The sequence below is a fragment of the Streptomyces sp. NPDC085524 genome (assembly GCF_044541755.1).
Taxonomy (GTDB): domain Bacteria; phylum Actinomycetota; class Actinomycetes; order Streptomycetales; family Streptomycetaceae; genus Streptomyces.
Window position 1 is genome coordinate 255536 of record NZ_JBITTH010000001.1, and the last position, 13050, is coordinate 268585.

7 protein-coding genes and 1 tRNA gene are annotated in these 13050 nt (G+C 74.0%); 3 read left to right on the forward strand and 5 right to left on the reverse strand.

Annotated elements, in window-relative coordinates; genetic code table 11:
* Positions 1–81: 81 nt before the first annotated feature.
* Positions 82–1521, forward strand: coding sequence for an alpha/beta fold hydrolase (locus tag ACIGFK_RS01165; protein WP_376657623.1), 1440 nt, complete (start codon positions 82–84; stop codon positions 1519–1521).
* 8 nt (positions 1522–1529) lie between these two features.
* Here the strand turns inward: ACIGFK_RS01165 and ACIGFK_RS01170 are convergent, their stop codons facing one another.
* From ACIGFK_RS01170 to ACIGFK_RS01185, 4 genes are read right to left on the reverse strand one after another with little or no spacing between them, the layout of a single operon-like run.
* Positions 1530–4556 carry an alpha-mannosidase gene (locus tag ACIGFK_RS01170; RefSeq protein ID WP_400050093.1) on the reverse strand — a complete coding sequence of 1009 codons (3027 nt, stop codon included), beginning with the start codon at positions 4554–4556 and terminating at the stop codon, positions 1530–1532.
* 29 nt (positions 4557–4585) lie between these two features.
* Complete coding sequence (locus ACIGFK_RS01175; RefSeq protein ID WP_400050094.1) at positions 4586–7021, reverse strand: TIR-like protein FxsC; 2436 nt, start codon at positions 7019–7021, stop codon at positions 4586–4588.
* Positions 7018–9114 (reverse strand): hypothetical protein, encoded by a 2097-nt coding sequence (locus ACIGFK_RS01180; protein WP_400050095.1) that lies wholly within the window; start codon positions 9112–9114, stop codon positions 7018–7020. The genes ACIGFK_RS01175 and ACIGFK_RS01180 overlap by 4 nt, the downstream gene beginning before the upstream one ends.
* The gene (locus tag ACIGFK_RS01185; protein WP_376657627.1) at positions 9111–10094 is read right to left on the reverse strand and encodes a hypothetical protein; all 984 of its coding nucleotides are present in this window, start codon (positions 10092–10094) and stop codon (positions 9111–9113) included. The genes ACIGFK_RS01180 and ACIGFK_RS01185 overlap by 4 nt, the downstream gene beginning before the upstream one ends.
* A 124-nt stretch (positions 10095–10218) precedes the next feature.
* On the opposite strand from ACIGFK_RS01185, the gene ACIGFK_RS01190 reads away from it, so the two are divergent.
* Together ACIGFK_RS01190 and ACIGFK_RS01195 are read left to right on the forward strand one after the other, a co-directional pair.
* A tRNA-Cys gene (locus tag ACIGFK_RS01190) sits at positions 10219–10294 on the forward strand.
* Positions 10294–12099, forward strand: coding sequence for a hypothetical protein (locus tag ACIGFK_RS01195; RefSeq protein ID WP_400050096.1), 1806 nt, complete (start codon positions 10294–10296; stop codon positions 12097–12099). Before ACIGFK_RS01190 ends, ACIGFK_RS01195 begins: the two co-directional genes overlap by 1 nt.
* On the opposite strand, the gene ACIGFK_RS01200 is transcribed toward ACIGFK_RS01195, so the two are convergent.
* Positions 12100–13050 carry a serine/threonine dehydratase gene (locus tag ACIGFK_RS01200; RefSeq protein ID WP_400050097.1) on the reverse strand — a complete coding sequence of 317 codons (951 nt, stop codon included), beginning with the start codon at positions 13048–13050 and terminating at the stop codon, positions 12100–12102.

The window sequence follows — 13050 nt, forward strand, 5'->3', positions numbered from 1 at the left end:
CGCGCACCCCGGCCAGGATCCGGGAGCCCTGGGCGAGCCGGTCACGACGGGTGCGGTGCGGCTGCGCGTACTGTCTGGCGGATGACAGAGCACCGCTCCCTGAGCGTGAACGGCGTCCGGCTGGCGTACCAGGTGGCCGGCCCGGCCGGCGGCGATCCGCTGCTCCTGCTGCCGGCCCTGGGCGAGACCGCGGACGACTGGGCCCTCGTACGGGACGAACTCGCGCGGGACCGCCGGGTGTACGCGCTCGATCTGCGGGGCCACGGCCGCAGCGGGCGCACCCCCGCGTACTCGCTGGAGCTGATGCGCGACGACGTGCTCGGCTTCCTGGACGCCGTCGGCCTGGACCGCGTGGACCTGGTCGGCCACTCGATGGGCGGCGTGGTCGCGCACCTGGTCGCGCAGCACAGCCCGTGGCGGGTGGTGCGGCTGGTGCTGGAGGACGCCCCGCCGCCGCTCCCCCGCGAGCCGGTGGCTCCGGTCCGGCCCGCTGGCGAGCTCGACTTCGACTGGGCGATGGTGCTCGCGGTCCGGCCGCAGCTGGACCGCCCCGACCCGTCCTGGCTGGAGGGCCTGTCCCGGATCACGGCCCCCACCCTGGTGGTGGCGGGCGGCCCGGACAGCCACGTCCCGCAGGACGCCATCGCCGAGCTGGTCCGCCGGATCCCGGACGCCCGGCTCACCACGATCCCGGTCGGGCACCTGGTGCACGCCGCCGCCCCCGGGGAGTTCACCGGGGCGGTCACCGCCTTCCTGGCCGAGGTACCGGACGGCGAGATCGCCCGGCGCTGGCTCGCCGAGGACGGCATCACCCAGACCGGGCCGGACGCCTGGTACGACGCGGAGCCGCCCGCCGGGACCCTCACCCGCGAGGACGTGTGCAACGGGCTGGGTTCCATGGCCTTCACCGACGAAGGACTCGACCTGGCGGGCAGGCTCCGGGTGGCCCTCGGGCTGATGGATCTGCTCGGCGGGCACTTCCTGGTGACCTCGCAGGTCCACTCGGCCCACCTCGGGCCCGAGGGACCGCTGCCGCCGGAGCTGCTCTGGGGCGGCTACCGCCGCAGGCTCGAAGCCGTCCGGGAGTACCCGGCGATCACCGACTCGCTCTGGTTCGACTGGTTCGAGGTCTGGCACACCGCCGCGGAGGCCTTCGCCGAGGTCCTCGGCAACGACCGCGACCGGCTGCTGCCCGGCGCCCCGGAGCCGCTGCTGCGCCGGGCGCGCCGGGTCCTGGGGCGTTCGGGCCCGGTGCCGTGGGAGGCCAAGGCCGCCACCTACGGGGCTGCGGCCCGGGTGCCCGAGTTGCACCCGGCCGTCTTCCGGGCCGTGCTGACGAGCTATCACGACGTCTACGGAAACCTCGAACCGGAGCCCGCACTCGCCCTGCTGGACCGGCTGGAGCTGCCGGCCGGCACCGAGCACCTGGCCGCCCTGCGGCGGGTGCTCGCTGCCGGGCACAGCCATCACCACCGCAGCCCCGAGGCCTGGACGGCGGCCTCGGCGGAGCCCGACGCGTAGCCGGCGGGTCAGGCGCGGCGGAGGCGGACCGTGACGATCTGGAACGGTCGCAGGGTGAGGGGGACAGCACCGTCCGGGGTCGCGGTCCCCACGGCCGTGCCCTCCGAGGGGCGTTCCAGCAGGTCGCTCTCCATGGCCGCCGCGACCGGGAAGTCCGCCGTGAGGACGGCCCTGGCCCGGCCGCCCCGGGATTCGTAGAGGCGGACGACGACGTCGCCGCACCGGTCCTCGGCGAGTTTGACCGACTCGACGACGACCGCTTCGTTGTCGACGCAGAGCAGCGGGGCCACCGCACCCGCGCCCCGGACCGGGCGCTCCGGCAGGTTCAGCGCGTGGCCCTCGCGGACCGCGTCGCCGATGCCGGCGCCCGGAGCGAGGGAGAACCGCAGGGTGTGCCGGCCATGGTCGGTCTGCGGGTCCGGGTAGCGCGGGGCCCGGAGGAGGGAGAGGCGGATCGTGGTGGTCTGGCCGCCGTCGGCCCGTACGTCGCGGGTGACGTCGTGGCCGTACGTGGAGTCGTTGAGCACCGCCACGCCCCAGCCGGGCTCCTCCGCGTGGATCCAGCGGTGGGCGCAGATCTCGAACTTGACGGCCTCCCACGAGGTGTTGGTGTGGGTGGCCCGGTACACGTGCCCGAACTGGGTCTCGGAGGCGGTGCGTTCGGCCTTCACGTCCAGTGGGAAGGCCGCCTTCAGGAACTTCTCCGTCTCGTGCCAGTCCACGTCCGTGACGATGTCCACCGTCTTGGCACCCGCCCGCAGGGTGACCGTCTGCACCACCGACGAGGAGCCGAAGGAGCGGGTGACCGTCACGGACGCGGAGGCCGGGCCCGCGTCCGCGAGCTCCAGGGAATCCACGCCCACGAGGTCGGTGACCTTGTTGCGGTAGAACTCGTCGATGTCCCACGCGTCCCACATGTTCGGGAAGTCGGGGTGGATCTGGAGCAGGTTGGCCGCGGCGCCCGGGGCGAGCGATTCCCGGCCCGCTTCGAGGTCGTACGCCGAGACGATCAGGCCGCGGCCGTCGATCTCCACGAGCAGCCGCCCGTTCGCCAGGACGTGCCCGCCGCCGGGCCGTTCCCCGGCCGTGACGGGCTGCCGGGCCCCGTCCGCCGGGCGGCCCGCACCGCCGGCCGGAATCCCGCGCCGGGTGTGCGGGGCGCAGTTGAAGACCAGTTCCTCCGCGCCCTCCCCCGCGAGCGCCTGCTGTGCGGCGAGGGTGATGCCCTGGAGCTCCTCCCGTACCTTCTCGTACGTCTCGCGGGCCTCGCGGTGCACCCAGGCGATGGAGGAGCCCGGCAGGATGTCGTGGAACTGGTGCAGCAGGACCGTCTTCCAGATCCGCTCCAGGTCCTCGTAGGGGTAGGCGAAGCCCGGGACGCGCGTCGCGGCCGTCGCCGACCACAACTCGGCCTCGCGCAGGAGGGATTCGCTGCGCCGGTTGCCCTGCTTGGTCTTGGCCTGGGAGGTGTACGTGCCGCGGTGCAGCTCCAGGTAGAGCTCGCCGGCCCAGACGGGCGCGTCCCCGTACTCCGCGCGGGCCTTCTCGAAGAAGGCGTCCGGCCGCTCGATCTCCACCCGCGGGGAGCCTTCGAGGTCCCGCTGCCGCTCGGCCCGCGCGAGGTGCTCACGGGTGGGCCCGCCACCGCCGTCGCCCCAGCCGAAGGGCACGAGCGAGCGCGAACCCCGTCCCTTCTCGCGGTAGTTGCGGGCGGCGTGCGCCATCTGCGCCGGGCCGAGGTCGGAGTTGTACGTGTCGACGGGCGGGAAGTGCGTGAAGACCCGGGTGCCGTCGATGCCCTCCCACCAGAAGGTGTGGTGGGGGAAGCGGTTCACCTGGGACCAGGAGATCTTCTGCGTCAGGAACCACCGGGAGCCGGAGAGCCGGACGATCTGCGGCAGTGCGGCGGTGTAGCCGAAGGAGTCCGGCAGCCACACGGTGCGCGACTCGATCCCGAACTCCTCCAGGAAGAACCTCTTGCCGTAGAGGAACTGGCGGACCATGGCCTCGCCGCCGACCATGTTGGTGTCGGACTCCACCCACATGCCGCCGACCGGCACGAACCGGCCCTCCGCGATCCTCTTCTTGACGCGTTCGAAGAGCCCGGGCCGATGAGTCTTGAGCCAGTCGAGCTGCTGCGCCTGCGACATGGCGAAGACGAACCCGGGGTGTTCGTCCATCAGGTCCACCACGTTGGAGCAGGTGCGGGCGACCTTGCGTACCGTCTCGCGCAGCGGCCACAGCCACGCGGAGTCGATGTGGGCGTGGCCGACCGCGCTGATCCGGTGCGCGGAGGCGCCGGCCGGTGCGGCGAGCACTCCGGCGAGCCGGCCGCGGGCGGCGGCCGCCGTGCCGGGCACGTCCGCGAGGTCCACCTCGTCGAGCGCGGAGCCGATGGCGCGCAGGATCCCGTACCTCCGGGCGTCCTTGGTGTCGAGCTCCGTCATCAGGCCGTAGAGCACTTCGAGGTCCTGGACCAGTTCCCAGACACCGGTCTCGAAGACGGCGAGGTCCATCCGTCCGAGCCGGTAGAGCGGCTGCTCGCCGCTGGTCCGCCGGTCGCCCTCGTACGTGGCCGTCTGCTGGACCAGGACCGGGTTGGAGGCGCCCTCCACGTACCACTCGATCCGCTCCCCGCCCGCCGCCCGACCGGCGACGCGCACCCAGTCGCTGAAGGGGTTCAGCCCCTTGACCTCGCTTCCGTCGGCCCGGTGGACCAGGCCCTCGCACTGGAAGCCGGGCATCATCCGGTCGAAGCCGAGGTCGAGCACGGCCTCCACGGTGCGGCCGGCCCACTCGGCGGGGACGGTGCCGGTGACCTTGAACCAGGTGGTGCCCCAGGCCGGCCCCCACGGGTCGCCGCTCGCGCAGGGCCCGTACGCGGCCGCCAGCCCCTCGGCCACGGGCACGGGCTCGCCGGGGGCGTCCCAGCGCTCGACGGTCAGCGGAACGCGGGATGAATGGACGGCGGGCCGGATGCGCTCGCCCAGGACCCGGCGGAGGCGGTGTTCGATGATGCCGCGGTCGTCATGCATGACGGCTGCTCCAGGGGAGGGGTGGTCGGTCAGTCGTCGTCGGCCGGATTCTCCCGCACGTCGTCGGGGAAGGGCGGCAGCGGCGGGTCGGGCAGCCCGCCCATGCCCATGGGGCCGTCCAGCCGAGGTCGCTCGGGAAAGGTGCCGGCGGCGTGCGGGTGGACCTTCGAGTGCCTGAGGAACTGCTGGGCTGCCGCCTCCACGACCTGCGGCAGCACCTGGCCGAAGCTCTCCATGGTGGCCACCCCCTGCGCGGCCGCCCGGCAGGCGACGCGGCCCTGTCCCATCAGGACCGGCAGACTCTCTTCCATCCGCCGGACCAGCTCGCCCTCCCTAGCCCGGTTCTGGTGGTCGTACCGGTTCCACGGCACCACGACCTTGACCCACGGACGGTTCTCCAGGTCGAAGGCCGCCAGGCGCCTTCGCCGGTGTTCGTCCTCCATCGCCCACCGGTCGACGATGAGGATCTCCGGCCGGTCCGGCGGCCGTTTGGCGTCGAGGAAGACGATCTCGTCGTCGAACGACCGCAGCTCCACCTGGTAGTTGAGGTTTCTGGCCAGGTCCTCGGCGACGTACCCGATGGGCCGCCGGGAGACCGGGTGGTACGGGTTCCAGTCCAGTGCGGTGTCCCCGTAGTACTCGGGGCTGCGCCCCTTCGGCAGGTCCCGCCGGGAAGCGGCCGCCACCGTGACCTGGAGGGTGCGGGAGGGGCCTGCGGCGGGACTCCCGGCGGGGCCGAAGGCACTGGGGACGCTCCGGTGGTCCACGGGACGGGCCGGGGCGGGGGCCGCGTTCTCGCCGACCCGGACGATGCGCCGGGCGAGCTCGTAGACGGCCCGTTCGTAGTGTTCCGCGTAGCTGCGCAGTTTGATCAGCCCGTACAGTCCGTCGGTTGCGTATCGTCCGCCGAAGGCGTTGTGGTCGAACTGCAACCGTTCTACGGGCAGCGGAAGTTGGTACGGCGGCACCGGCACCCACAACGCGGGCACGATGGCCTGCACCGGCTGGTCGGTCACCGCACTGTGCTGCACCTCACGGTCGGCGAAGGCGTACCACTCCTTCCCGCACGTCTCGCTGGCGAAGTAGCGCGGCGAGAGCAGGGGGACGAAGGTCCGGCAGCCGCCGAGCGCCGCGGCGTGCCGTTCCGACCAGCCCTCACCGCTGCGCATCTCCCGGTCCATGAACCCGACCGGATAGCCGGCGGGCAGATCCGTCATCGCCATGACATGACCGCAGAGATCGCGGAAGAGTCGTTCCACCCACATGTCCGGGTCCGGTCCCCCCGGCCCGAACCTGGGTGTGTGCGCGTAGCTGAGGAAGAAATAGGGCTCCCCCCGCCCGCTGAGGACGCGCCCGGGGCCCTTGTCCACGCGCGGGGGCGCCGCGACCGGCTTCACCGCGGGGGGAGCCGACGGCGGCACCGCCGGGCCGGGCGCGGGCCGGACGGTTCGCCTGCCCTCGGCCAGACGCTCCGCGTAGTGCGGCAGGCGCTCGCGCAGCAGCCGCACGTCCCGCACCCCGAGGGATGACCGGAGGTGCTCACGGACACCGCTGCGGAAGCGCAGCGTGGTCGGCTCGTCGCCGGCCACGGCGAAGAGTCCGCTGACGAGGATCTCGGCGAGGTCGGCCGGGGTGGCGGCCGGTTCGAAACTCCACGACATCGCTCTGAGCTGCGCCAGGTCGAGTTGTCCGTACGCCGCGCACAGGACGGCCAGTCTGGCCGCCCGGGGCGATGCGAGCAGCAGGTACGAATCGGCCAGGGAGGCTGCTGTGGGCGGTGGTCCGGGCGGCCGGGGCGGGCTCCACGCGGCGGGACCGGGCACCAGCAGTGCGTCGCACCCCTCGTAGGACGACCGTGACGTCAGCGTCCCGGCCCATTGCCGCAGGGCGGGGCCGGTCAGGGTGAGCACCGGCAGCGGGAGCCAGGAGGGTGCCTCCGGTCCACCGCCGGGCAGGGTGTCGAGGAGCGGCGGCGGCCGGAAGGGAAGGTCGGCGTTGCCCGCCGACCGGCTCCGGGGTGGTCCGACGCGCACGGCCGGCAGGTCGAGGCCGACGCGGCGCCAGAGTTTCGGTGGCAGCGGATTGATCAGCGCGGCGGACGAGCGGTGGAGCTGCGGGTACAGCTCCTGCCACCAGACCGGTCTGCGCCACTGCGGGGAGGCGCAGTCCGACACGAGGATCAGCATCCGGTCCTCGGACGGGGGGACGGGGCCGGGCGGGGACCAGGCTTCCCCGTCCCCGATCCCCGGCAGGTCGCCGGTCCGGACGCGGAACGCCCTGAGATCGTTCAGAGCCCGGGTGAGGATGTCGATGTCCTTGCGCCACACGGCCATGGTCGGCGACCTGTCGACGAGCACCTGGGCGTGGAATCTGCGCAGGTCGCTGTCGTACCACTGGTCCCGGAAGGGCCTCAAGGCATCGCGAATCCAGCGGTCGGCACCGTACCGGCGACCCTCGCCGCTCATACCGGCTCCGTTCCGGTGTCCGATGTCCTGAGCCGGTTGCAAAAGGCCAGCCAGTCCCGGTCGTCCCAGACCAGTCGGAGCACGGCGATGTCCTGGCCCGGGGCGCCGCTCCATTCGCACCGGTAGCTGTCGAGGAGGCTGTCGGGCAGGGTGCGCCAGTGGTCGTCGAGCTGACCGTGGAGTGAGGGCCCGAATCCGGTGGCGCTTTGCGGCCAGACCAGTACCGGCGTGTAGGCGAGCAGCAGGTCCAGGAGGCCCCCCTTGTCGGCGGCCGGGCGGCGGACCAGGCCCATGCCTCCCGTCCTGAGTTGGCCCCGGGCCAGGCGGGCGCCCAGGGCCCGGGGGTCGGCGGTCTCCTGTTCCGACAGCCAGTCCAGCGGTGCCGACGCCGCGGTGTGCTGCTCGATCGCCGTCCAGCGGGCGCTGACCGCCGCCTCGGTGAGCCTCAGCAGAAGGGACGGCGCCAGGCGTTCGCTCCAGTGCATGACGACGTCGTGGTGGACTCCGAGCAGCAGGGCGGATCCGGATTCCTCGGGACGCCAGGTGGCGAGCAGGGCACTGGGGACCGCCACGTGGATCCGGGTCAGGGGCAGTTCCAGCTTCTCCGCCTCGGAACGGGCCCACAGCACGGCACCCTCGAGGGCCTCCTCCACGCTCTCGCGGTCCGCGGGACACCCGGTCGCCGCCGGCGGAAGGCAGCTGAAGGTGTTGCGCCCGGACACCTCCCCGTCCAGGAGCATCCACGTCTCCAGTGTCTGCGGCCAGTCGCCCGCGACCGACGCGTGGAGGCTCGCGACCAGGGACAGCCGCTGCCCGTCGTGCCTGCTCCGGGCGTACTCGACGGCGTCGTTGAGTTCCTGGCGGGCCTTGATCTCCTCCGCCCACCGGACCAGTGCGGGATCCTGGTCACTGCGGCCCGCCGCGCGGGCGAGGACCAGGACGAACCGGGTGACCCACGGCCGGCAGTCGTCGTGCGCGACGGGGTGGTCGAAGGCGAGGTAGTCGAGGACTTCCACGTCCGTGCCGCACGACGCCGGGGTGCCGCGGGACGACCGCCGCTCGCTCGCGAGCAGGGAGCAGAGCGCGCGGCGGATCCGCGGGGTCGTCAGTTCCGAGCCGATCCACTCCCGCAGGAACTCCACCGTGCGGACCGCCACGTGCAGATGGTCGGCCGCTTCCCATGCCCGTTCCCAGGCACCGTCCGACCGGTCCGCCCCGAGGTCTTCCAAGTGGCGTACCAGAGCACGTACGGCCGCCGTGTCGCGCACTCTCGGAACGGCCACCGGCGGACGCAGTCCGCCCAGCGCGGCGGCGAGTTCCTCGGCGGCCAGCGGCCCGCTGAGGACACCCGGCGAGGAGCCGCGGTGGCGGGCGTTGCGGGCGAGCCAGAGCGGTTCGTCGGCCAGGGGGTCGCCGTCGTGGTGCGCGAAGGTGACGTCCTGGCCCTTCACGTACCTGCGTAGCTCCTGGGCGACGCGGGTCACCGACAGGGCCTCTTCGTCGACGGGGACGCCGCGGCGCAGCAGTGAGGTGAGTTCGCGGGACAGGGTCAGGTCGTAGGCGAGCTGGCTGCTGGAGGACGCCATGAGCAGCGACAGCCGGGTACGGCCGTTGCGGCTGCCCCTGGTGATCTCGGACGCGGCCGGTATCGCTCCGGCCGCATGGCAGGTGTCGATGATGCCGATCAGTCCGCCCACGCCGTGGTGGTCGGCCGCCATGGCGAGCAGCGCACTCACGTCCAGGGCTTTGCGGCGCACCTCCTCTTCCGAGTCGTCCGCCATGAGGCGGAGGGTGCCGGTGCTGCCGACCGCGAACCCGTGTCCGAGCACGGCCAGGACGAGCACCGCATTGTGGTCGGCGGCGTGCTCGACCGCCCGCTCCACCAGGTCCAGGATCTGGCCGCTGGTCAGGCCCTCCCCGGCGAACAGCGACTCCCCGCCGGGCAGGCCCGCGGCGCAGCCGCCCAGCGCGCCGTCCCTGAGCACCTTGTCGAGGTCGAGCGCGGCCGGTTCCAGGGATTCCAGCCGGGGCATCGACCGGCACTGCGGAGCGATGACCAGCGCGTGTCTGCGGGGGTTCGGACCGGCCGTCACGGGGCCGCCGCCGCATCGGCGCGCAGGACCGCGGCGACGGGCCCCGCGACCCCCGGCTGGGCGAGGTACTTCAGCACCGGATGGACCCAGATGCCGTCGGAGTCCACACGGCTGCTGAGCGGGACCACTCCCCTCGCGTTGGGCGCCACGTCCCGTTCCAGCCGGGGCCGTACGGCGATCAGGTCGTCGCGGTCCCAGAAGTTCAGCCAGCTCCGCACGCAGGCCGGCGCGGCCGGCGGGCGGGGCCGCAGCCGGGGCCAGACGGCCGCGCGCATCGAGAGCGGCGAGCCGAGCGTGACGAACAGGGGCACGTCACCCGCGTACTCGTGGAGCGCTTCCATGGCCACGACCGTTCCGAGGGAGTGGGCGACGACCACGCTCGGGCCGTCCCCGAGTGCTTCGAGCACCCTGGCTCTGATCCGTTCGTCCAGGCTCCCGCCCGCCGCCCCCTGTTCTCCGCGGGAGAGGTAGCGGGCCACTTGGGCCAGTTCGCGCACCATCAGCTTGGGAGCCACCCACGTCCCGACGGAGCGCCACGGCCGCAGTTCCAGCAGCGTGGTGGCGACGTCCAGGGCCTTGCGCAGGATTTCGCCGCTGCCCTGCGACTGGGTCCGGCGCTCCGTCAGGGCCCGGGCATGGTCCAGGACCTGCCGCTCGGCGCGCCTGCGCCCAGGATCGGTCTCCTCTGCGTTCTCCGCGACCAGTGACTCCACGACGTCGTCGAGCAGCCGGGCCAGGACGGCGGCCTCTTCCTCGCCGGGACTCCACACCCCTTCGCCCTGGGCCCGGGGCGCGGCGAAGAGGTCCCCGTAGTAGGCGAATGCCTTGCCGACCGAACTCCCCGCCGTCAGGCGCGCCGCCTGGTCGGCGTGGCCGGCAGCGTGCATTCCGGCGGCCAGGGCCTCGGACCACCGGCCGAGTTCCCCGGCGGGCTCGCGGGGGCCGCCGATACCGTGCACGAACACCACGCGTAATGCCATCGCGACCTCCCCGGCCCCCGTGCCCTGTCCCCGTCGTGACGTTACACAGCCGCGGTCGGACCGTGCCCGCGAATGCCGAGGATCACACCGGCCGGAGCGGCATCGCGGCATTAGGATCACGGGACGGCGTGTAGCTCAGCAGCCAGAGCACCGACCTGCACAGTCGGAGGGCGCAGGGGCAGAACCTGCCACGCCGGCCATGGACACCACCGATCCCCTCGTGGACCTGCCCCCCGCCGAGGTCTTCGCCCACTGCCTCACGGACGAAGGCCTCGCGCGGCTGCGCTCGTTGCTGGACAGCGGGCGCTACGAGGTGCGCGCGCCCGAGGAGGCCGCGCTGCTCGTCGTGGCCTGGCTGCTGCGTGCCGGGGAGGCCGACGCTGCGGCCGGACTCGTCGAGGAGCTGCGGCCCCACGCCCACGAGGTGCGGTTCGCCCCTCGGCCCGCGGGGCTCCCCTCCCCCGGGCCGGAGCTCGTGCACCGCCGTACCGTCGGCGAGGCCGCCGCCCTGCTGGAGCGCCGGGGGCCCGACGCGGCCGTCGAGGCGCAGCGCGAGGCGCTGACCGTGTGGCGGCCGTACGAGGACGAGCTGCTCGCCCACTGGCGGCGCGAGGACGCCCACGGCCCGCAGTGGACCGCCGACGGTGCCCTACTGCTGGAGCGGTACCGGTCCCTCGCGGCCGCGCACACCCGCTGCACCGGGCACCTGGACCCCAAGTCGAACGCCGCGGTCCTGCGCGGCGCGCTGGAAGAGGCCGTCGCGGGGCGGGCGCCCTCGCCCCGGGCGGCCGGGCTGCTGCGGCACGCCGTCGACTCGATGACCGCGAAGCGGGAGAAGGCGCGCCCGCCGTACCTCGAGCGGCCGGGGCACCACGAACTGGCCGCGCTGGTGCGCCGCCGGCTCTCCGCGCACCCCGTGGACCGGGGGCTGCCGGAGGACGCGGTCGCGGCGCTCGTCGGCCCGGTGACCGCCGAGGAGTCCCGGGAGAGCGGCCTGCCGGCCGGGACGGTGATCCCGCCCTCGGTACGGGAGATCGCCGCGGGGGTCCTCGACGCACCCGTCGAGGTCCTGCTGGAACGCGGGACGATCCCCTCCGCCGAGGTGCTGGCCGAGCTGGCGCCCCGGCTGATCGCGACGTACGACGCCCGGGGCTACGCCGACGCCCCGCTGCGCACCCTGATCGGGGCCGTGCACCGGGCGTCGCGCTCCCGGTACAGGAGCCACTGGAGCCACGCGTACCACGCGCCGGCGTCCGAACTGCCCTGGGTCCGTGCGGTCGAGCGGTGGCACCGGGACGGGCCGGCGGCACGGGCCCGCGCCGCCCTCACCTGGCTGACCGAGACCTCGCTGGCGGCCTTCCCCGGAACGGGACTGCCCGTCCTCCTCGTGTACACGCTGTCCGGGGTCGCGGACCGGGCGGAGCTGCCCACGCCGCTCCTCACGGAACCCTTCGCGAACGACTTCAGCGGGGCGGCCTCGCCACGCCTGCTGGACGCGGCCCGGCACGCGGCCGAGCTGCTGCGCGGCACCGTGTACGAGCGCTACTACGGCGTCGACTTCGCCGCGCTGCGGGACACGGCCGAGGCGGACGACCGGGAGGGCTTCGGCCGCCTGTGCGCCGAGCGCGCCGGCCGTCCCGTGCTCGTGCCGCAGCCCTCGCACTGGCGGCCGCGCCCGGCCCTGACCACGGATCAGGCCGTCATGGAACAGGCCCGCATCCTCACCACGTGCAACCTCGCCACCCTGGTCCGCGAGGCGGGCATCGCCCCCGGCCCCGGCTGGGCGGCCCTGGCCAGGGCCGCCTTCACCGAGGCGACGGCTCCCGCGGCGACGGCGAAGCGTACCGCCCGCGCCTGGCGGCACCTGCTGTTCCACCTCTCGCTGTGCGAGCGCACCGAGCAGAGCCTCGTACTGGCCTGGATCGACGTGGAGGCCGCCCGGCTCCCCGCCCGCGCGGCCGCCCGCATCGCCATGCCCCTCGCGCAGCTCCGGCTCGTGGCCTAGTCACTCCGGGGAGGCCCCGGACATCACCAGGTCGCCGGGGTCCGTGTTGGCGCCGCAGAGGATGACGGCGACCTGCTTCCCGGGCGGTTCGGCGCTGGTGCGCAGGGCCGCGAGGGCGGTGGCCGCGCCGGCCTCGACCACGATCCGGTGCTCCTCCCACAGGGCGCGCCGGGCTTCGGTGATGGCCGTGTCGGGGACGAGCAGGGACCGTACGTGCTCCCCGCGCGCGACATCCAGCGCGGCGGCCGAGACCCGGGTCGCCCCGAGGGAGTCCGCGGCGACGGAGTCCACGGCCACGTCCACGGGGCGGCCCGCCTCCAGCGCCGCGTTCAGGGCGCGGCAGTTCTCCGGCTCGGCCGCGAGCACCCGTACGCCGTGCTCGCGGGCGGCGGTGGCCACCCCGGCGAACAGCCCGCCGCCGCCGACCGCGACGACCACGGTGTCCAGCCCGGGCACGGCGGCCCGGATCTCGTCGAGCAGGGTCCCCGCGCCGGCCGCGATCAGCGGGTTGTCGTAGGCGTGGCTGCTCAGCGACCCGCTGACGGCCGCGAACTCCTGGCAGGCGGCGAGGGCCTCGGCGTACCGGTCGCCGACGAGCCGTACGTCCGCCCCGTACCCGCGCAGCCGGTCCACCTTCACCCGCGGGGCGTTGCCCGGCAGGAACACGGTCGCGGGCACGCCCTGCGCGCGGGCCGCCCAGGCGCAGGCGAGGCCGGCGTTGCCGCCGGAGGCGATGGTGACGCCCGCGGCCGGGAGGGTGCCGGCCGCGGCGTGCGCGGCGAGGAAGTTGCGGGCGCCGCGGGCCTTGAAGGATCCGGTGTGCTGGAGGTACTCCAGCGCGTACCAGACCCCGTCGGCGGCGGGGGCCACCGCGACGGGCCGGATCGCGTCCGCGATGCGGCCCGTGGCGGCGCGTACGGCGGCGTAGTCGAGCTGCTGCGTCGGTTCCAT

What these genes read in the sequence shown, in the direction of transcription:
- ACIGFK_RS01165 (WP_376657623.1), top strand. Translation starts at nt 82, where the DNA reads ATGACAGAGCACCGCTCCCTGAGCGTGAACGGCGTCCGGCTGGCGTAC.
- ACIGFK_RS01170 (WP_400050093.1), bottom strand. Translation starts at nt 4,556, where the DNA reads ATGCATGACGACCGCGGCATCATCGAACACCGCCTCCGCCGGGTCCTG.
- ACIGFK_RS01175 (WP_400050094.1), bottom strand. Translation starts at nt 7,021, where the DNA reads ATGAGCGGCGAGGGTCGCCGGTACGGTGCCGACCGCTGGATTCGCGAT.
- ACIGFK_RS01185 (WP_376657627.1), bottom strand. Translation starts at nt 10,094, where the DNA reads ATGGCATTACGCGTGGTGTTCGTGCACGGTATCGGCGGCCCCCGCGAG.
- ACIGFK_RS01195 (WP_400050096.1), top strand. Translation starts at nt 10,294, where the DNA reads ATGGACACCACCGATCCCCTCGTGGACCTGCCCCCCGCCGAGGTCTTC.
- ACIGFK_RS01200 (WP_400050097.1), bottom strand. Translation starts at nt 13,050, where the DNA reads ATGGAACCGACGCAGCAGCTCGACTACGCCGCCGTACGCGCCGCCACG.